General features: G+C 71.1%; 17 protein-coding genes. 1 reads left to right on the plus strand and 16 read right to left on the minus strand.

Annotated elements, in window-relative coordinates; all coding sequences use genetic code 11:
* On the minus strand, positions 1 to 978 hold the full coding sequence (locus ACVHNB_RS26900; RefSeq protein WP_456226104.1) for an aspartate carbamoyltransferase catalytic subunit: 978 nt from the start codon (positions 976 to 978) through the stop codon (positions 1 to 3).
* Positions 979 to 1,075: 97 nt separating this feature from the next.
* On the minus strand, positions 1,076 to 1,648 hold the full coding sequence (gene pyrR / locus ACVHNB_RS26905) for a bifunctional pyr operon transcriptional regulator/uracil phosphoribosyltransferase PyrR (protein ID WP_428957719.1): 573 nt from the start codon (positions 1,646 to 1,648) through the stop codon (positions 1,076 to 1,078).
* A gap of 257 nt (positions 1,649 to 1,905) precedes the next feature.
* On the opposite strand from pyrR, the gene bldD reads away from it, so the two are divergent.
* Positions 1,906 to 2,406 (plus strand): transcriptional regulator BldD, encoded by a 501-nt coding sequence (gene bldD / locus ACVHNB_RS26910; protein ID WP_093894511.1) that lies wholly within the window; start codon positions 1,906 to 1,908, stop codon positions 2,404 to 2,406.
* A 70-nt stretch (positions 2,407 to 2,476) separates the two neighbouring features.
* On the opposite strand, the gene ACVHNB_RS26915 is transcribed toward bldD, so the two are convergent.
* The 14 genes from ACVHNB_RS26915 to ACVHNB_RS26980 all read right to left on the minus strand — a co-directional run bounded on the left by ACVHNB_RS26915 (position 2,477) and on the right by ACVHNB_RS26980 (position 17,707).
* Positions 2,477 to 3,925, minus strand: a complete 1,449-nt coding sequence (locus tag ACVHNB_RS26915; protein WP_456226105.1) for a pyridoxal phosphate-dependent decarboxylase family protein — start codon at positions 3,923 to 3,925, stop codon at positions 2,477 to 2,479.
* A 16-nt stretch (positions 3,926 to 3,941) separates the two neighbouring features.
* Positions 3,942 to 5,345, minus strand: a complete 1,404-nt coding sequence (locus tag ACVHNB_RS26920; protein WP_428955972.1) for an MFS transporter — start codon at positions 5,343 to 5,345, stop codon at positions 3,942 to 3,944.
* Between the two features lie 101 nt (positions 5,346 to 5,446).
* Positions 5,447 to 5,881, minus strand: a complete 435-nt coding sequence (gene nusB / locus ACVHNB_RS26925; protein ID WP_456226106.1) for a transcription antitermination factor NusB — start codon at positions 5,879 to 5,881, stop codon at positions 5,447 to 5,449.
* A gap of 2 nt (positions 5,882 to 5,883) precedes the next feature.
* Positions 5,884 to 6,450, minus strand: coding sequence for an elongation factor P (gene efp, locus ACVHNB_RS26930; protein ID WP_428955970.1), 567 nt, complete (start codon positions 6,448 to 6,450; stop codon positions 5,884 to 5,886).
* 72 nt (positions 6,451 to 6,522) lie between these two features.
* Positions 6,523 to 7,641 carry an aminopeptidase P family protein gene (locus ACVHNB_RS26935; RefSeq protein ID WP_428955969.1) on the minus strand — a complete coding sequence of 373 codons (1,119 nt, stop codon included), beginning with the start codon at positions 7,639 to 7,641 and terminating at the stop codon, positions 6,523 to 6,525.
* A gap of 85 nt (positions 7,642 to 7,726) precedes the next feature.
* Positions 7,727 to 8,560 (minus strand): Pro-rich N-terminal domain-containing protein, encoded by an 834-nt coding sequence (locus ACVHNB_RS26940; protein WP_428955968.1) that lies wholly within the window; start codon positions 8,558 to 8,560, stop codon positions 7,727 to 7,729.
* A gap of 134 nt (positions 8,561 to 8,694) precedes the next feature.
* Positions 8,695 to 9,786 carry a 3-dehydroquinate synthase gene (gene aroB / locus ACVHNB_RS26945; RefSeq protein WP_456226107.1) on the minus strand — a complete coding sequence of 364 codons (1,092 nt, stop codon included), beginning with the start codon at positions 9,784 to 9,786 and terminating at the stop codon, positions 8,695 to 8,697.
* The gene (locus tag ACVHNB_RS26950; RefSeq protein WP_456226108.1) at positions 9,783 to 10,298 is read right to left on the minus strand and encodes a shikimate kinase; all 516 of its coding nucleotides are present in this window, start codon (positions 10,296 to 10,298) and stop codon (positions 9,783 to 9,785) included. Before ACVHNB_RS26950 ends, aroB begins: the two co-directional genes overlap by 4 nt.
* Entirely contained in the window at positions 10,295 to 11,479 is a 1,185-nt protein-coding gene (gene aroC, locus ACVHNB_RS26955) for a chorismate synthase (protein ID WP_428955965.1), read from the minus strand. Before aroC ends, ACVHNB_RS26950 begins: the two co-directional genes overlap by 4 nt.
* A gap of 143 nt (positions 11,480 to 11,622) precedes the next feature.
* The gene (locus ACVHNB_RS26960) at positions 11,623 to 12,456 is read right to left on the minus strand and encodes a shikimate dehydrogenase (protein WP_456226109.1); all 834 of its coding nucleotides are present in this window, start codon (positions 12,454 to 12,456) and stop codon (positions 11,623 to 11,625) included.
* On the minus strand, positions 12,437 to 14,077 hold the full coding sequence (gene mltG / locus ACVHNB_RS26965; protein ID WP_456226110.1) for an endolytic transglycosylase MltG: 1,641 nt from the start codon (positions 14,075 to 14,077) through the stop codon (positions 12,437 to 12,439). Before mltG ends, ACVHNB_RS26960 begins: the two co-directional genes overlap by 20 nt.
* Before the next feature lie 128 nt (positions 14,078 to 14,205).
* Positions 14,206 to 14,670, minus strand: coding sequence for a Holliday junction resolvase RuvX (ruvX, locus tag ACVHNB_RS26970; protein ID WP_428955962.1), 465 nt, complete (start codon positions 14,668 to 14,670; stop codon positions 14,206 to 14,208).
* Positions 14,670 to 17,342 carry an alanine--tRNA ligase gene (gene alaS, locus ACVHNB_RS26975; RefSeq protein ID WP_428955961.1) on the minus strand — a complete coding sequence of 891 codons (2,673 nt, stop codon included), beginning with the start codon at positions 17,340 to 17,342 and terminating at the stop codon, positions 14,670 to 14,672. The genes ruvX and alaS overlap by 1 nt, the downstream gene beginning before the upstream one ends.
* Positions 17,342 to 17,707 (minus strand): DUF6167 family protein, encoded by a 366-nt coding sequence (locus ACVHNB_RS26980; protein ID WP_428955960.1) that lies wholly within the window; start codon positions 17,705 to 17,707, stop codon positions 17,342 to 17,344. The genes alaS and ACVHNB_RS26980 overlap by 1 nt, the downstream gene beginning before the upstream one ends.
* Positions 17,708 to 17,710 lie beyond the last annotated feature (3 nt).

Here is a 17,710-nt window from a genome sequence, read left to right on the forward strand (position 1 = left end):
TTACTTCTCCTCGGTACGAGAGTGGGTGACGGCAGGCTCGTTGCCGCCGAGCAGCAGGTAGAGGACGGCCATGCGGGTGTGGACACCGTTGGCGACCTGTTCGACGGCGGTGCAGCGGTCGGAGTCGGCGACCTCGGCGGTGATCTCCATGCCGCGGACCATCGGGCCGGGGTGCATCACGATGGCGTGCTCGGGCATCTTCGCCATGCGGTCGCCGTCGAGGCCGTAGCGGCGCGAGTACTCGCGCTCGGTCGGGAAGAACGCCGCGTTCATCCGCTCGCGCTGTACGCGGAGCATCATCACGGCGTCGGACTTGGGGAGCGTGGAGTCGAGGTCGTAGCTGACCTCGCAGGGCCAGGTCTCGACGCCGACGGGCAGCAGGGTGGGCGGCGCGACGAGGGTGACCTGGGCGCCGAGGGTGTGCAGCAGGTCGACGTTCGAGCGGGCGACGCGGCTGTGCAGGATGTCGCCGACGAGCGTGACGCGCCTGCCGTCGAGGCCCTTGCCGATCCCGGCGTCCGGGCCGACGAGGCGGCGGCGCATCGTGAAGGCGTCGAGGAGGGCCTGCGTGGGGTGCTGGTGGGTGCCGTCGCCCGCGTTGATGACCGGGGCGTCGATCCAGCCGGAGGTCGCGAGGCGGTAGGGGGCGCCGGACGCGCCGTGCCGGATGACGACGGCGTCGACGCCCATCGCCTCCAGGGTCTGCGCGGTGTCCTTCAGGGACTCGCCCTTGGAGACGCTGGAGCCCTTGGCGGCGAAGTTGATGACGTCGGCGGAGAGGCGCTTCTCGGCGGCCTCGAAGGAGATCCGGGTCCGGGTCGAGTCCTCGAAGAAGAGGTTGCAGACGGTCCGGCCGCGCAGCGCGGGCAGCTTCTTGATGGGCCGGTCGGCGACCCGGGCCATCTCCTCGGTGGTGTCGAGGATGAGGACGGCGTCGTCGCGGGTGAGGTCGGCGGCCGAGATGAGGTGTCGCATCATCTGGGGTGCTCCGTAAGGAAGTTCAGGAGATTTGGGGCATACGGGCGCGCGAGGGCACGCCTTCGGGCCGTACGGCGCGGCGCACGGCGAAGGAGTGCTACTGCTCGGCCGCCTTGGTGTCCGGCTTCGCACCGAGCAGCACGGCGTCGCGGCCGTCCTCCTCGGCGAGCTGGACCTTGACCGTCTCCCGCAGCGACGTGGGGAGGTTCTTTCCGACGTAGTCGGCGCGGATCGGGAGCTCGCGGTGGCCGCGGTCGACGAGGACCGCGAGCTGCACGGCGCGGGGGCGCCCGATGTCGTTCAGGGCGTCGAGGGCGGCGCGGATGGTGCGGCCGGAGAACAGCACGTCGTCGACGAGGATCACGAGGCGGCCGTCGATGCCGTCGCCGGGGATGTCGGTGCGGGCCAGCGCGCGCGGCGGGTGCATGCGCAGGTCGTCGCGGTACATCGTGATGTCGAGCGAGCCGACGGGGATGGCGCGGCCGGTGATCTCTTCGAGCTTCTCGGCCAGGCGGCGGGCGAGGAAGACGCCCCGCGTGGGAATGCCCAGGAGGACCACGTCCTCGGCGCCCTTGGCGCGCTCGACGATCTCGTGGGCGATGCGGGTCAGTACCCGCGCGATGTCAGGGCCTTCGAGAACCGACCTGGCACCGGACTTCTGCGTGTCCATATGCTGCGTGTCCACAACGACTGGACCCCCTTCTCCGCCTCACGGGACGGACCTTAAAGGACGTCGGAATTGCGCCATCCAGACTACCAGCCCCTCAACATCGCCGATCACCCCCTGGAGGTGCGGGAACGCCCGTTTTGAGGGAAGGTCGGTACGGACCATTCGGCTTGACGCGGCCAAGTAACGCTGCGTAACCTCACAGTGAGTTACCAGCCACGCGGCGCAGCCGCACAGTGATGCAGTGTCCGGGGAGCTATATGTCCAGCGAATACGCCAAACAGCTCGGGGCCAAGCTCCGTGCGATCCGTACCCAGCAGGGCCTTTCCCTCCACGGCGTCGAGGAGAAGTCCCAGGGACGCTGGAAGGCGGTCGTGGTGGGGTCGTACGAGCGCGGCGACCGTGCCGTGACCGTGCAGCGCCTTGCCGAGCTGGCGGACTTCTACGGCGTTCCGGTGCAGGAACTGTTGCCGGGCACCACGCCGGGCGGCGCGGCCGAGCCCCCGCCGAAGCTGGTCCTCGACCTGGAGCGCCTGGCCCATGTGCCGCCGGAGAAGGCGGGCCCGCTGCAGCGCTACGCCGCCACGATCCAGTCGCAGCGCGGTGACTACAACGGCAAGGTGCTGTCGATCCGCCAGGACGACCTGCGCACCCTCGCGGTCATCTACGACCAGTCGCCCTCGGTCCTGACCGAGCAGCTGATCAGCTGGGGCGTCCTGGACGCGGACGCGCGGCGTGCGGTGGCGCACGAAGAGGCCTGACCGAGGCCTCTACCGCAGAAACGTCACATCCCATGGGGCGGAGCCGACCGGCTCCGCCCCATGGTGCTTCTCAGGCCCGGTAGAGCCGCCCGATGACCTCGGGCAGGAGCCGTTCGCTCAGCTTCGGCGGCAGGGCCTGCAGAACGGCGAGCACCGGCGCCATCCGCTCGGGCAGCCGTCCTCCCTCTCCGACCCCCGCGAGTGCCAGGGCCACCTCGACCTCCTCCGGGGTGAGCGCGTCCGGGTCGAGCGCGCCGGCGGCCTCGACGATCGCCGGATCGATGGGCACGGGACCGAGCGCGCGCGCCCGCGCCACGGCCTTCTCCAGTTCCCCGAGCAACAGCCGTACGGTCTCCTCGTCCGCCACCGCGGCGGTCACCGTCAGATGAAGATTGGCCGGGGACGCCCCGAACGCCGGCTGGGGCTGCAGATACCAGCCGCTCCCCCGGATCTCGTCCGCCACGACGAAGACGTCGAGGGCCGGGTCATCGGCGGCGACGGCGATCAGGGACGCCTCGGGCCGGGCGAGCAGCCGGAGCCCCTCGATCCGCCCGATGCCCTCGGCGAGGGCGTGGGTCGCCCGGTGCACGCGGGCCGACAACGCGGTGTAACCCTCGGTTCCGACCCGCTCGGTCACGGCCCAGGCCGCCGCGAGCGGTCCGGCCGACTTGGTGCCCTGGAGCGTGGAGTTGACCACGGGGTAGCCGGGCCAGGAGGCGTGCGCGAACCAGCCGTGGCGGCGCAGTTCGGCGTCCCGGAAGAGCAGGAGCGAGGCGCCTTTCGCCGTGTACGCGTACTTGTGGAGGTCCACCGACAGGGAGGTCACCCCGGGGACGGACAGGTCGAACTGCGGTATGTCCGGCGTGTCCTGGGCAAGGGCCCCGTCCTGGACCGCTCGCCTCAGGTGGCCCAGGTACCAGCCGCCGATGCAGGCGTCGACATGGCAGAGCACACCGCGCCGCGCCGCCTCGGCCGCGACCTCCGTGACCGGGTCGATGACGCCGTGCGCGTACGAGGGCGCGGAGACGACGACCAGGGCGGTGCGGTCGGTGATCGCCGCGGCCACGTCGGCGGGGCGGACCGTGAAGCCCCCCGGGTCGACGGGCACGCTCACCACCCGCAGCCCGAACAGTTCGGCGGCCTTGTGGAACGCGGCGTGCGCCGTCTCCGGCAGGACCAGCTCGGGGTCGGTCACGCCCCGCTTCCGGCGGGCGTGCTGTCGTGCCGTCAGGACGGCGAGCAGGCAGCTCTCGGTGCCGCCGCTGGTGAAGGTGCCGGCGCCGCCGCCGAGCAGCGCGGTGGCCCGGCGCACCAGGTCGTTCTCCAACTCCACGACGCTGGGGAACGCCGTCATGTCGAGGCCGTTGACGCCGGCGAAGGCGGCCTGCGCGGCGTTCGCCAGCTCTTCGAGCCCGTCGAGCCCGGAGTCGTAGACGTACGCCATCGTGCGTCCGCCGCGTACGGGGAGGTCGCCCGCGCGCAGCGTGGCGAGGCGCGCCAGGATCGGGTCGGTCGTCATGCACACTCTCCGGTCGTCATGCGGTTCTCTGGTCTCGGTCGGCGGGGTCGGCGTCGGCGGCTGCACGCAGCCGGGTCAGTTCGGCCTCGGTGAGGCGGTAGCGGGCCAGCAGCGGGAGGCTGAGCAGGAGCAGGGCGGCGGGCAGGGCGCCGAAGCCGACGACGATCGCGGTGAGCGCGGAGTCGGGCTGGGCGACGCGGTGGTCGGCGTCGGACGAGACGAAGTCGCCGAGCGCGAGCACGAGCCCGAACAGGCCGGGCCCCAGCGCGAGTCCGAGCGTCTCGCCCGCGGTCCACAGCCCGGTGAAGACCCCGGCCCGGCGGCGTCCGCTCGTGTACGCGTCGGCGGCGATCGCGTCCCCGAGCATCGCCATCGGCAGCATCTGCATGCCCGCGTATCCGACGCCGGCCGCGGCCACGGCGACGTAGATCAGGGCGGCCGGCAGCTCCCGCCCGGCCGCCGCGGCCAGCGCCCCGAGCAGGAAGCAGAGGGAGGCGCCGATCGCCGCGTTCCGCTTGCCGGTCCGGCGTCCCACGGCCAGCCAGAGCGGCATCGCGAGCAGCGACGGGACGATGAGGCAGGCGAAGAGCAGGGTCGTGGCGCCGGGGTCGTCGAGGATGTACGTCGCGAAGTACTGGGTGCCCGCCAGCATCAGGCCCGTCGCGGCGGCCTGGGTGACGAAGGCGCCGAGCAGCCGGGCGAAGGGCGCGTTGCCCCGGGCGGCGCGGAGCTGGGCGCGCAGGCCGGGCTCGCTCGTCGTACGGATGGCGCTCGTCGTCCCCGCCGTCGCGGCCACGGCGGCGAGCATGCCGACGGCGAGGAGCGCGCCGATCACCACGCCCATCAGCCGATAGCCGCCCGCGCTGCCCCGGTCGTCGGCGGTGGATCCGGCGAGCAGCGGCGCGACGGCACCCGACAGCAGGATCGCGACCGCCAGGAACGCCACGCGCCAGGACATGACGCGGGCGCGCTCGTCCGGATCGGCGGTGAGTTCCGCGGGCAGCGCGACGTAGGGGACCTGGAAGCAGGCGTACGCGGAGGCGGTGAGCAGGAACAGGACGGCGACGTACGCGGCCGCGGGTCCGCCGTCGAGGCCCGGCGCGGCGAACATGGCGGCGAAGCAGAGCGGCATGGTGAGCGCGCCGAACAGCATCCAGGAGCGGCGGGGGCCGAGACGGGCCCGGGTGCTGCGGTCGGAGAGGCTGCCGATCCAGGGGTTGAGCAGCACGTCCCACGCCTTGGGCAGGAAGACGAGCAGTCCTGCGAGGCCCGCGCCGACGCCGAGGACGTCGGTCAGGTAGTAGAGCAGGAGCAGACCGGGGACGGTGCCGAAGGTGCCGGTGGCGAAGGAGCCGAGGCCGTAGCCGACGCGCACTCGCGCGCCGAGACCGCTGGGACGGCTGGGGCCTGTTGGGGACATGGCCAGAATTTAGTGAGGTCCCCGGGGAACGCACCAGGCCCGAAGCAGAACATTGTTCAAGTTCTGCTTCGGGCCTGCGGAGAACGGTGCGCTCTGCGGCGTTATGCCTGGTCGCGGCGGAGCGACGGCTTCAGGTCCTTGAAGCGGGCCAGAAGTCCGTTGATGAACGCCGGGGAATCGTCGGTGGAGAACTCCTTGGCGAGCGAGACCGCCTCGTCGAGCACCACGGCGTCCGGCGTTCCGTCGACCCAGATCAGCTCGTAGGCGCCGAGCCGCAGGATGTTGCGGTCGACGACCGGCATCCGGTCCAGCGTCCAGTCGACGGCGTACTGCGAGATCAACTCGTCGATGCGGCGGGCCTGCGGGGCGTACCCCTCGACCAGCTCCATCGTGTACTCGCTGACGGGCGGCTGCTGGGGGTCGCTGTGCGAGTTCTTGACCCAGTCCGCGAGGACCGTCACGACGTCGGCGCCGCGCTGGTCGGCCTCGAAGAGGATCTGGAAGGCTCGCTTGCGGGCCGTGTTACGGGCAGCCACGGTTAGCTGTTCACCCGGCCGAGGTAGCCGCTGTCACGGGTGTCGACCTTGATCTTCTCGCCCGTGGTGATGAAGAGCGGGACCTGGATCTGGTGGCCGGTCTCCAGCGTGGCGGGCTTGGTGCCACCGGTGGAGCGGTCGCCCTGGACGCCCGGCTCGGTCTCCTGGACGACGAGCTCGACGGCGGCGGGCAGCTCGATGAAGAGCACCTCGCCCTCGTGCTGCGCGACGGAGGCGTTGAAGCCCTCGATCAGGAAGTTGGCGGCGTCGCCGACGGCCTTGCGGTCGACGTGCAGCTGGTCATAGGTCTCCATGTCCATGAAGACGAAGTAGTCGCCGTCCATGTACGAGAACTGCATGTCGCGCTTGTCGATCGTGGCCGTCTCGACCTTGACGCCGGCGTTGAACGTCTTGTCGACGACCTTGCCGGAGAGCACGTTCTTGAGCTTGGTGCGCACGAAGGCCGGGCCCTTGCCGGGCTTGACGTGCTGGAACTCGACGACGGACCAGAGCTGGCCCCCGTCGAGCTTGAGCACCAGGCCGTTCTTGAGGTCGTTCGTGGAAGCCACGGTTGCGGAATCTCCTGGACTGACGTGGACGACCCCGGGGCACACACTCGGCTCCTGGCCGGAATTCTCCGGCTAGAGCGCGAGCAGCTCCTTGGTCGTGATGGTGAGTAGCTCGGGTCCGCCGTCCGCCTCGGGGCGGACGACGAGCGTGTCATCGATCCGGACGCCGCCCCGGCCCGGGAGGTGGACCCCCGGTTCGACGGTGACCGGCACACAAGCGTCAAGTTTACCCATGGCGGCGGGGGCCAACTGCGGGTCCTCGTCGATTTCGAGTCCCACCCCGTGTCCGGTCAGCTGCGCGAGCCCGTCACCATACCCTCCCGCGTCCAGTACGTGGCGGGCGGCCCGGTCCACCTCACGGCACTCGACGCCGGGCACCAGGCTCTCCCGTCCGGCCCGCTGGGCTGCGAAGACGAGGTCGTACAACTCGATCTGCCAGTCGGCGGGCGAGGTCCCGATGACGAAGGTCCGGCCGATCTCGCAGCGGTATCCGCGGTACGTCGCGCCCAGGCACACCGAGAGGAAGTCGCCCTCCTCGACACGGCGGTCGCCGGGGCGGTGGCCGCCGCGCCCGGAGTTCGGGCCCGTGCCCACGGACGTCGGGAAGGCCGGGCCGTCGGCGCCGTGGTCGACAAGTCGGCGTTCCAGTTCGAGGGCGAGATGGCGCTCGGTGCGGCCCACGAGGATCGATTCGAGCAGCTCGCCCAGCGCTTGGTCGGCGATCTCGGCGGCGATGCGCAGGCAGGAGATCTCGTCCTCGTCCTTGACCAGCCGCAGCTGCTCGACGGCCTTGTTCAGGTCGGCCAGGCGCAGCCCGGGCGCGACCGAGCCGAGCGCGCGGTGCCGGGCCATCGTCAGATGGTGCTCCTCGACGGCCAGCGAATCGGCGCCCTGCGCGGCGGCCACATCGGCGGCGGCGACGGCGGGATCCCCGCCAGGAGCGGCGAGGACCTGCACGCGCAGCTCCTCGTCGGCACGCCCCTCGGCGGTCTGGCCGCTGGGCGGGCGCGCGCACAGCAGTACGTCGCCGCTGCCGCCGGGATCCCGGCCCAGCAGGAGGACGGCGCCGTGCGGCGCCGCTCCGGCGAGATAGCGGACGTTGGCGGGGCGCGACACGAGGGCGGCCGCGCAGCCGCCCGCCGTCGCGCGCTCTCTGAGCCGGTCCCGTCGGGCCGCGTACACCTCTGCCATGAGGCCGAGCGTACGAGCGGGTGCGCCAGGTGGCCGGTTCAGCGCGTCCGGACGGGCGTCGGCACGTCCGTTCCCCGGGGGACGGTCACCACTGGGGTGGACTCGCGATGGCCCGGGCGAGCACCTCGTCCAGGACCTGCGCGGTGCCGGCCACGTCGAGCTGGGAGTTGTCGATGATGGGCAGGCCGGAGCCGTACCAGCCGGCCATGCGTCCGTGGATGCGGGCGACCTCCTCGTCGGTGAGGCGTCGGTTCCCGCTGCGCTGCGCGTTGCGCTCGAGGACGATCTCGAGGCCCGGCAGCAGGACGACCGGCAGCAGGCCGGGGCCGACGTGCCGCTTCCAGCCGCCGAGGCCGACGACCGGCCGGTCCGGGAAGACGGCGTCGTCGAGGATGCAGGAGATCCCGTTCGCCAAAAAGTTCCGTGCGGCGAAGCCGCAGGTGCGGCGGGCCAGCCGGTACTGCGCCTCGCTGTTGTCGTTCCACCCGGTCTGCGGGTCGGCGAAGCCGGAGCGCACCCATTCGCGTACGTCGTCGAGGCTGATGTGGGCCGTCGGGACGCGGCGGCTCTCCGCCCAGTACTTGGCGACGCTGGTCTTGCCGGCGCCGGCCGGGCCGATGAGCAGGACGGCGAGGGTCGTCGCGGCCGGGTCGGCCGGAGCCTGCGCGGGCGGCGGGCTCGGCACGGCGACCGGAGCGCCGGGCGGGAGCTGGACGTGCCCCGTGGTGTCGCGCTGCGGCGGGGCGGGCGGGCGCGGGGCCTGTGGTGCCTGCGGGTGCGGCGGCACCTGCGGATGGTGCGCCTGGGCACCGGCGAATCCGGGCGCGCCGGGGCGCGCTTGTGTCTGCGTCCACGGGACGGCCGGTCCGTGCCCCGGCCGATGGGGTGGTGGCAGCGGAGACCCCACTGCGTGCTGCATCCGGTGCCACTCCGTCTCGTACAACCGTCAATGAGGCGCCGGCGATCAGGGCGCTACCGAACGGTACCGCCCCCGGCCGCCGTTGTGTGAACGGCCGGGGACGTCACAAAGTGCCCGTAGTCGAACGAGGGGCGCTATTCGGCCACTTCGCCATAGGCGGCGAGGAGGACGGCGGGGTCGGGCCCCTCCAGGACGGTGGGCTTGCCCAGCCCGTCGAGGACGATGAAGCGCAGCAGGTTGCCGCGCGACTTCTTGTCGACCTTCATGGTCTCCAGGAGCTTGGGCCACTGGTCGTAGCGGTAGCTCAGCGGGAGACCGACGGACTCCAGGACGGTGCGGTGCCGGTCGGCCGTCGCGTCGTCGAGGCGTCCGGCCAGGCGGCCGAGTTCGGCGGCGAAGTGCATGCCCACCGAGACCGCCGCGCCGTGGCGCCACTTGTAGCGCTCGTTCTTCTCGATGGCGTGCGCGAGCGTGTGCCCGTAGTTGAGGATCTCGCGCAGACCCGACTCCTTCAGGTCGCCGGAGACCACCTCGGCCTTGACCTTGATGGACCGCTCGATCAGCTCGGCGGTGTGCGGGCCGGCCGGTGTGCGGGCGGCCTGCGGGTCCTCCTCGATGAGCTCCAGGATCCGCTCGTCGGCGATGAATCCGGCCTTGATGATCTCGGCGAGGCCGGACACGTAGTCGTGGACGGGGAGGGAGTCGAGCGCGGCGAGGTCGCAGAGCACCCCGGCCGGCGGGTGGAAGGCGCCCACCAGGTTCTTGCCCTCGGCGGTGTTGATGCCGGTCTTGCCGCCGACCGCGGCGTCGACCATGGCGAGCACGGTCGTCGGGACGGCGATCCAGCGCACGCCGCGCAGCCAGGTCGCCGCCACGAACCCGGCCAGGTCCGTGCTGGCGCCGCCGCCGACACCGACGATGACGTCGCTGCGCGTGAAGTTGGACTGCCCGAGGGCCTTCCAGCAGTACGCGGCGACCTCGGCGGTCTTGGCCTCCTCGGCGTTCGGCACCTGGATGGCGACGGCCTCGAAGCCCTGGTCGGCCAGGTCGGCGCGGAGCGCCTCGCCCGTCTCGGCCAGCGCCTCGGGGTGCACCACGGCGACCCGCTTGGCCTGGTCGCCGATCAACGAGCCCAGCTCGCCCAGGAGTTGACGGCCCACCAGCACCTCGTACGGGTCGGTACCAGCGGTGCCGCCGACCTGGATACGGGTCACTTCGTCACTCATGCCTGCTTCAACTCCAGTACGTCGAGGACGGCCTGGGCCACCTCGTCGGGGGTGCGGCCGTCGGTGGCCACGACCACCCCGGCCACGTCGGTGTACAGGTGGCGCCGCGCCTCCATCAGTTCCCGCCACTGCTTGCGCGGGTTGACGGCGAGCAGCGGCCGGGCCACGTTCAGGCCGGTGCGCTTGGCCGCTTCCTCGACGTCCATCGAGAGGTAGACGACGCGGTGGCCGGCCAGCAGATCGCGGGTGTCGGCGTCGAGGATCGCGCCGCCGCCCAGGGCGAGGACCCCGTCGTGCTCGGCGAGCGCGGCCGCGACGGAGGCCTTCTCCAGCGCCCTGAACCGCGCCTCGCCCTCATCGACGAAGATCTCGGCGATGGTGCGGCCCTGCGCGGCCACGATGTCGTCGTCGGTGTCCCGGAACGCGCAGTCGAGGCGCTCCGCGAGCATGCCGCCCACGGTCGACTTGCCCACGCCCATCGGGCCGACGAGAACGACCTTCGGGCCGCTCACCGGATCTGCAGGTTGTCGAGGTACGACGTCACGTTGCGCCGCGTCTCGGGCACGCTGTCGCCACCGAACTTCTCCGCGACCGCGTCCGCGAGGACCAGGGCGACCATGGCCTCGGCGACGATGCCGGCGGCCGGCACGGCGGAGACGTCGGAGCGCTGGTGGTGGGCCTGCGTGGCCTCGCCGGTGGTGACGTCCACGGTCTTCAGGGCGCGCGGCACGGTCGCGATCGGCTTCATCGCGGCGCGGACCCGCAGCAGCTCACCGGTGGACAGGCCGCCCTCGGTGCCGCCCGCGCGTCCGGAGACCCGACGGATGCCCTCGGGGGTGTTGACGATCTCGTCGTGCGCCTGCGAACCCGGCACCCGCGCCAGGTCGAAGCCGTCGCCGATCTCGACGCCCTTGATGGCCTGGATGCCCATGAGCGCACCGGCGAGACGGGCGTCCAGCTTGCGGTCCCAGTGCACGTGCGAGCCGAGGCCGACCGGTACCCCGTAGGCCAGCACCTCGACGACGCCACCGAGGGTGTCGCCGTCCTTGTGGGCCTGGTCGACCTCCGCGACCATCGCCTTCGACGCGTCCGCGTCCAGGCAGCGCAGCGGGTCGGCGTCCAGCTTCTCCACGTCGGCGGGCGTCGGGTACACGTCCTGCGGCGCCTTGACGGAGCACAGCTCCACGACGTGGCTGACGATCTCGATCCCGGCCGTCTCCTTCAGGTACGACCGCGCGATCGCACCGAGCGCGACCCGGGCGGCGGTCTCCCGCGCCGAGGCCCGCTCCAGGATCGGCCGCGCCTCGTCGAACCCGTACTTCTGCATGCCCGCGAGGTCCGCGTGGCCCGGCCGGGGCCGGGTCAGCGGCGCGTTGCGCGCGAGGTCCTTGAGGATCTCCGGGTCGACCGGGTCGGCCGCCATGACCTGTTCCCACTTGGGCCACTCGGTGTTGCCGACCATCACCGCGACCGGCGAGCCGAGGGACAGTCCGTGCCGGACGCCGCCGAGGAAGGTGACCTCGTCGCGCTCGAACTTCATCCGCGCCCCGCGCCCATACCCCAGACGCCGCCTGGCCAGGTGGTCCGCCACCATCTCCGTGGTGATCGGAACGCCGGCGGGAAGCCCCTCCAGCGTCGCGACAAGTGCGGGTCCGTGCGACTCCCCCGCGGTCAGCCAGCGCAACCTGCTCAACGGTGCTCCTCATGCTCGCGCTCTGCGTTACGGCTCGACGACCGGTACCGGGTGCGCGGCCCGGCCCGCCGTCGTCCCCCGATCCTCCCATGCCCCGCAGGTGAGCTGTCGCCCTGTCCGCCCTCCGGACGACGCGTGAGACGTCAGCCGAGCGCCCGCAGCGCCGCCTCGCGCATGGCGGCGAGCACCGGCCGCCGGTCCCCCGTGAACTGCTCGAACTGGAAGACGGCCTGGTGCACGAGCAGGTCGAGACCGCTCAGCACGTGGCCGCCCCGCTGCTGCCAGGCCGCCGCGAGGGGCGTCGGCCACGGGTCGTAGACCACGTCGAAGAGGGTCCCCACTTGCTGCGGCACCTCGGCCACCAGGTGGTCCGTGCCGCCCTTGGGCGTCGTGGAGATCACCAGGGGCGCCGCGAAGGCGCGCGCCGCGTCCGCCCAGTCCGCGGTCCGCACCCGGACCCCGAGCCGCTCGCCCCAGCCGCGCATCTCGTCGGCGCGCTGCTCGCTGCGCACGTAGGCGACGACCTCGCCGGTGCAGATGCGGGAGAGGGCGGCGAGTGCCGACGACGCGGTGGCCCCGGCGCCGAGGATCGCCGCCGAGTCGGTCTTCTCCACGCCGCGCTCGTGCAGCGCGGCGACGAGCCCCGGGATGTCGGTGTTGTCGCCGTACTTCCGCCCCTCGGGGTGGAGGACCACGGTGTTCACGGCCTCCACGGACGCCGCGGTGTCGGTGATCCCGTCGAGCAGCGGTATGACGGCCCGCTTGAGGGGCATCGTCAGCGACAGACCGGCCCACTCCGGGCCGAGCCCCGCGAGGAACCCCTCCAGCGCGGCCTCGTCGATGTCGAACCGGTCGTACGTCCAGTCGTGCAGACCCAGCGCCGCGTATGCCGCGTTGTGCAGCTGCGGGGACAGGGAGTGGGCGATGGGCGACCCGAGTACGGCCGCCCTGCGCGCATCAGTTGCCCTGGCTGGCATTGAACTTGTCCCTCAGCTTCTCGAACTCGGCGTGGGTCTTCGCGAACTCCGTCTTGTTCATGCCGTCCGTGGCCACGAAGTACATCCAGCCGTCGGTCGTCGGATTGAGCGTCGCGGCGAACGCCTCGTCACCGGGGTTGTCGATAGGCCCGGGCGGCAGACCCTTGCGCGTGTAAGTGTTGTACGGGTCCTTGTTGCTGTTGATCTCGGACTCGCCGATGTTGATGTTGCTCTGACCCTTGAGGTAGTTGAAGGTCGAGTCGAACTGCAGGAGCTGGTTGGTCTCCGTGTTCGTCGGCTTGAGGCGGTTGTAGACGACCTCGGCCATCCTGCGGAAGTCGTCGTGCGTCTTGCCCTCGGCCTGCACGAGGCTGGCCACGGTGAGCACCTGCCAGGGGCTCTCGAGGTCGAGACTCTTGGCCTTGCCCTCCAGGTCGAGCTTGTCGTACCGCTCGTTCGCCTGGCCGACCATCTGTTTCAGTACGTCGTCGGGCTTCATGCCCTTGGCGACGGCGTAGCTGGACGGGAAGAGGAAGCCCTCCAGCGGATCCTTCACGTTCGCGTGGTTCATCGCCCAGTCGGGCAGGCCGAGACTCTTGTAGTCCTTCTTCGCGACCTTGGCCGTGGTGCCCTTGGAGACCTCGAGCTTCCGGTCGATCTGCTCGTAGATCCAGGCGTTCCGCCTGCCCTCGGGGATGGTCAGATTGGCCCGGCTCTTCGGGCTCAGCATCAGATCGACGGCGCTCGCACCCGACATCTCCTTCTGCAGGATGTAGGCGCCGGCCTGGATCGTCTTGCCCTTGGGGTCCGCCGACTGGGCGGCCACGAAGGAGTCGACGCTCTGGACGACTCCGGCTTCCTTCAGCGCGCGCCCGATGTCATAACCGCCCCAGCCCTTCTGGATGACGACGGTGACGTTCTCCCCGTTCCCGTCCCCCGAGAAGTCCGGCGCCGAGCCGAAACGATCCTGGTAGAACTGGTAGCCGAAATAGCCGACGCCGCCGACACCGGCCGCGAAGACCGCGGTCAGGACGAGGCACGCGCAACCGCTGCGGCGCTTCTTCGGTTTCCGGCCGCCTCGGCCGCGACGGCCGCCGCGACTGTCGTCCTCGTAGTCGTCCTCGTCGTCACCGCCACCATTGAAGAACGCGTGTTCTCCCTGGTCGGGGCCCGCGTCCCACTCCGGCTCGGGTTCGGGCGCACGGCGCCGGCCCGGCGGCTCGGGCGGCGGGTAGGCGCCGGGGGTGTCGTAGTAGTCCGGCTGTTCAGCGTTGTACGCGGCGGACTGGCCGGTGTTGTACGGGTCCATGGGGTCGGAGCCGTACGGGACCTGACCGTGCGTGCCGGTGGTGTCCCAGCCGCCCTGCCCCTGCTGTCCGCCGTACGCCTGCTGCCCGTATCCCGGGTCGTGCCCATACCCGGGATCCTGGCCGTACCCGGATTGCTGTCCCGCGCCCCAGTCACCCTCGTACGCCTGCTGCGACTGCTGGGGGTGGTACTGCTCGTGGCCGCCGTAGGCAGACTGGCCGTGCCCGGCCTGCTGCCCCCATCCCTGGTCCCCGTACAGCGGGTCCTCGGGATGCCACGGTTCGGAGCCTTGGCCCCGGCCATACTCAGTCATCGGTCCCCTACAAGCCGCGAGGCGGTGGGGAGCCCATGCCCGGTCAGGAGAGCAACCGTTCCGCCTCTTGATGCTGTGCGGCAGCTGTTCGAACGCCGCCGGTCGCGCGGAACGTTACCGTACCGCGATCAGATGACCACTTCGACGCCCTCACCGGGAGCAACGCCTGACGCCCGTTCGGACTCCAGTGCCTGCTGGAGGATGATGACGGCCGCCGCCTGGTCGATGACAGAGCGGCCCTTTTTGGACTTAACGCCGGAGGCGCGCAGCCCCTGACTCGCCGTCACTGTGGTCATCCTCTCGTCCAGGAGTCTCACCGCAACGGGTGCGATGCCCCGCGCCAGCTCCTGGGCGAAGCCGCGGACCTTGGCGGCCGCCGGGCCCTCGCCCCCCTTGAGGGAGCGAGGGAGACCGACGACGACCTCGATCGGCTCGTACTCCTCGACGAGTTGCTTCAGCCGTCGGTGGGCCGCCGGGACATCGCGTCCCGGCACCGTCTCGACGGGTGTCGCAAGGATCCCGTCGGGGTCGCAGGACGCGACCCCGATCCGGGCGTCCCCCACGTCGATGGCCAGTCGGCGGCCTCTGCGCATCAGTTGGCCGTCTCCCCGACCAGGCGCTCGACGGCGTCGATGGCGTCGCCGATGGCGGCCGGGTTCTGGCCGCCGCCCTGGGCGACGTCCGGCTTGCCGCCGCCACCGCCGCCGAGCGTCTTGGCCGCGGTGCGGACCAGCTCGCCGGCCTTGAGTCCGCGGTCACGGGCGGCGTCGTTCGTCGCGATGACCGTGAGCGGCTTGCCGTTGACCGTGGTGAACAGGGCCACCACGGCGGCGCGGCCGCCCTGGATGCGGCCCCGCACGTCGAGGACCAGCTTGCGCAGGTCGTCGGCGCCGGTGCCGTCCGGCACCTGGCCGGTGACGAGGGCGACGCCACGGACGTCCTTGGCGGAGTCGGCGAGACCGGCGGCGGCCTGCAGGACCTTCTCCGCGCGGAACTTCTCGATCTCCTTCTCGGCGTCCTTGAGCTTGCCGAGCATCGCCGAGATCTTCTCGGGCAGCTCCTCGGAGCGGCCCTTGACCAGCTCCTGGAGCTGGGCGACGACCGTGTGCTCCTTGGCCAGGAAGTTGTACGCGTCGACGCCGACCAGGGCCTCGATGCGGCGCACGCCGGAGCCGATGGACGACTCGCCGAGCAGCTTCACCAGGCCGAGCTGGGCGGTGTTGTGCACGTGGGTGCCGCCGCACAGCTCCTTGGAGAAGTCGCCGATGGTGACGACGCGCACGCGCTCGCCGTACTTCTCGCCGAACTCGGCGATGGCGCCCTGCTTCTTGGCGTCGTCGATCGACATGACCTCGGCCTGCACGTCGAGCTCGCGGGCCAGGACCTCGTTGATCTTCTGCTCGACGTCCGTCATCACGGCCGTGGGCACGGCGGACGGCGAACCGAAGTCGAAGCGGAAGCGGCCCGGCTGGTTCTCCGAACCGGCCTGGGCGGCCGTCGGCCCGAGCGCGTCGCGCAGCGCCTGGTGCGTGAGGTGCGTGGCGGAGTGCGCGCGGGCGATGGCCCGGCGGCGCGTCACGTCGATGATCGCCTGCGCCGGAGCGCCGACCGTGACCTCGCCGACCTGGACGACACCCTTGTGGACGTAGACGCCCGGGACCGGCTTCTGGCAGTCGCGGATCTCGATCACCGCGCCGTTGTCCAGCTTGATGCGGCCGGTGTCGCCGATCTGGCCGCCGCCCTCGGCGTAGAACGGGGTGCGGTCGAGGACGACCTCGACCTCGTCGCCCTCGGAGGCCGCCGGCGAGGAGACGCCGTTGACCAGGAGGCCGACGACGCGGGACTCGCTGTCGGTCGAGGTGTAGCCGATGAAGTCGGTGGCGCCGGCGGCGTCCGCGATCTCGCGGTAGGCACCCATGTCGGCGTGGCCGGTCTTCTTGGCCTGGGCGTCGGCCTTGGCGCGCTCCCGCTGCTCCTTCATCAGGCGCCGGAAGCCGTCCTCGTCCACGGTCAGGCCCTGCTCGGCGGCCATCTCCAGGGTGAGGTCGATCGGGAAGCCCCACGTGTCGTGGAGCAGGAACGCCTTGTCGCCGGCGAGGACCGTGGAACCCGTGGCCTTCGTCTCGGTGACGGCGGTGTCGAGGATGTTCGTGCCGCCCTTGAGGGCCTTGAGGAACGCGGCCTCCTCGGCGAGCGCGACCTGCTCGATGCGCTTGCGGTCGGTGATCAGCTCCGGGTACTGCTCGCCCATCGTGTTGATCACGACGTCGAGCAGGTCCTGCACGACCGGTCCGGTGGCGCCGAGGATGCGCATGTTGCGGATGGCGCGGCGCATGATGCGGCGCAGCACGTAGCCACGGCCCTCGTTGCCCGGCGTGACGCCGTCACCGATGAGCATCGTCGACGTCCGCATGTGGTCGGCGACCACGCGCAGCGAGACGTCCGACTCGTGCTTGGCGCCGTAGGCGACACCGGTCAGCTCGGTGGCCTTGTCGATGACGACACGGAGGGTGTCCGTCTCGTACATGTTCTGCACGCCCTGCAGGATCATGGCGAGACGCTCGAGGCCGAGACCCGTGTCGATGTTCTGCGACGGCAGGTCACCGAGGATCTCGAAGTCCTCCTTGCCGATGCCCTGGCCGCGCTCGTACTGCATGAAGACCAGGTTCCAGATCTCCACGTACCGCTCGTCGTTGACGATCGGGCCGCCCTCGGCGCCGAACTCGGGACCGCGGTCGTAGTTGATCTCGGAGCAGGGGCCGCAGGGGCCGGGGACGCCCATGGACCAGAAGTTGTCCTTCTTGCCCAGGCGCTGGATGCGCTCCTTGGGGACGCCCACGACCTCGTGCCAGATGCGCTCGGCCTCGTCGTCGTCCAGGTACACGGTGATCCAGAGCTTCTCCGGCTCCAGGCCGTAACCACCCTTGTCCTGGGGGCTGGTGAGCAGCTCCCAGGCGTACTTGATGGCGCCTTCCTTGAAGTAGTCGCCGAAGGAGAAGTTGCCGCACATCTGGAAGAAGGTGCCGTGGCGGGTGGTCTTGCCGACCTCTTCGATGTCGGGCGTGCGCACGCACTTCTGCACGCTGGTGGCGCGCGGCGCGGGCGGCTTGACCTCGCCCAGGAAGTACGGCTTGAACGGGACCATGCCCGCCGGCACGAGCAGCAGAGTCGGGTCGTCCGCGATGAGCGACGCCGAGGGCACGACCTTGTGGCCACGCTCCTCGAAGAAGCTCAGCCAGCGGCGACGGATTTCAGCCGACTCCATCAGTGGTCCTCATTCCGGTTGTTGTGCGGGTACTTCGAGCCAGCCGTGTGCTGCGTGTTCTCGATGTATTTGGGTGATGTCTTGGAGTGGTTCTCGACGACCACGAAGCGGCGCTGCGGGGGCAGTTCGGGATCCACCGGGTCGGTCAGGCCCAGCGCGTCACCGAGTTCGGCTTCGCGCTCGGCCATGTTGTCGCGGACGTCGAGGGCGAAGTCCTTGAGCCGGTGGCCCGCTTCGACGGCCTTGTTGGCGGCCTGGGCGGCGAGACTCTCGGGGGTCAGCTGCTTGAGCTTGCGGTTGACCTTGGTGGTGGCCCACACGCCGGCGGCGGCGCCCGCGGTGAACCAGAACGTACGGCGGAACATCGC

The sequence above is a fragment of the Streptomyces sp. YJ-C3 genome, from assembly GCF_053891275.1.

Coding starts and splice junctions, on each gene's coding strand:
- ACVHNB_RS26900 (WP_456226104.1), bottom strand. CDS start 978: ATGATGCGACACCTCATCTCGGCCGCCGACCTCACCCGCGACGACGCC.
- pyrR (WP_428957719.1), bottom strand. CDS start 1,648: ATGGACACGCAGAAGTCCGGTGCCAGGTCGGTTCTCGAAGGCCCTGAC.
- bldD (WP_093894511.1), top strand. CDS start 1,906: ATGTCCAGCGAATACGCCAAACAGCTCGGGGCCAAGCTCCGTGCGATC.
- ACVHNB_RS26915 (WP_456226105.1), bottom strand. CDS start 3,925: ATGACGACCGACCCGATCCTGGCGCGCCTCGCCACGCTGCGCGCGGGC.
- ACVHNB_RS26920 (WP_428955972.1), bottom strand. CDS start 5,345: ATGTCCCCAACAGGCCCCAGCCGTCCCAGCGGTCTCGGCGCGCGAGTG.
- ACVHNB_RS26935 (WP_428955969.1), bottom strand. CDS start 7,641: ATGGCAGAGGTGTACGCGGCCCGACGGGACCGGCTCAGAGAGCGCGCG.
- ACVHNB_RS26940 (WP_428955968.1), bottom strand. CDS start 8,560: ATGCAGCACGCAGTGGGGTCTCCGCTGCCACCACCCCATCGGCCGGGG.
- aroB (WP_456226107.1), bottom strand. CDS start 9,786: ATGAGTGACGAAGTGACCCGTATCCAGGTCGGCGGCACCGCTGGTACC.
- ACVHNB_RS26960 (WP_456226109.1), bottom strand. CDS start 12,456: ATGCCAGCCAGGGCAACTGATGCGCGCAGGGCGGCCGTACTCGGGTCG.
- mltG (WP_456226110.1), bottom strand. CDS start 14,077: ATGACTGAGTATGGCCGGGGCCAAGGCTCCGAACCGTGGCATCCCGAG.
- ruvX (WP_428955962.1), bottom strand. CDS start 14,670: ATGCGCAGAGGCCGCCGACTGGCCATCGACGTGGGGGACGCCCGGATC.
- alaS (WP_428955961.1), bottom strand. CDS start 17,342: ATGGAGTCGGCTGAAATCCGTCGCCGCTGGCTGAGCTTCTTCGAGGAG.
- ACVHNB_RS26980 (WP_428955960.1), bottom strand. CDS start 17,707: ATGTTCCGCCGTACGTTCTGGTTCACCGCGGGCGCCGCCGCCGGCGTG.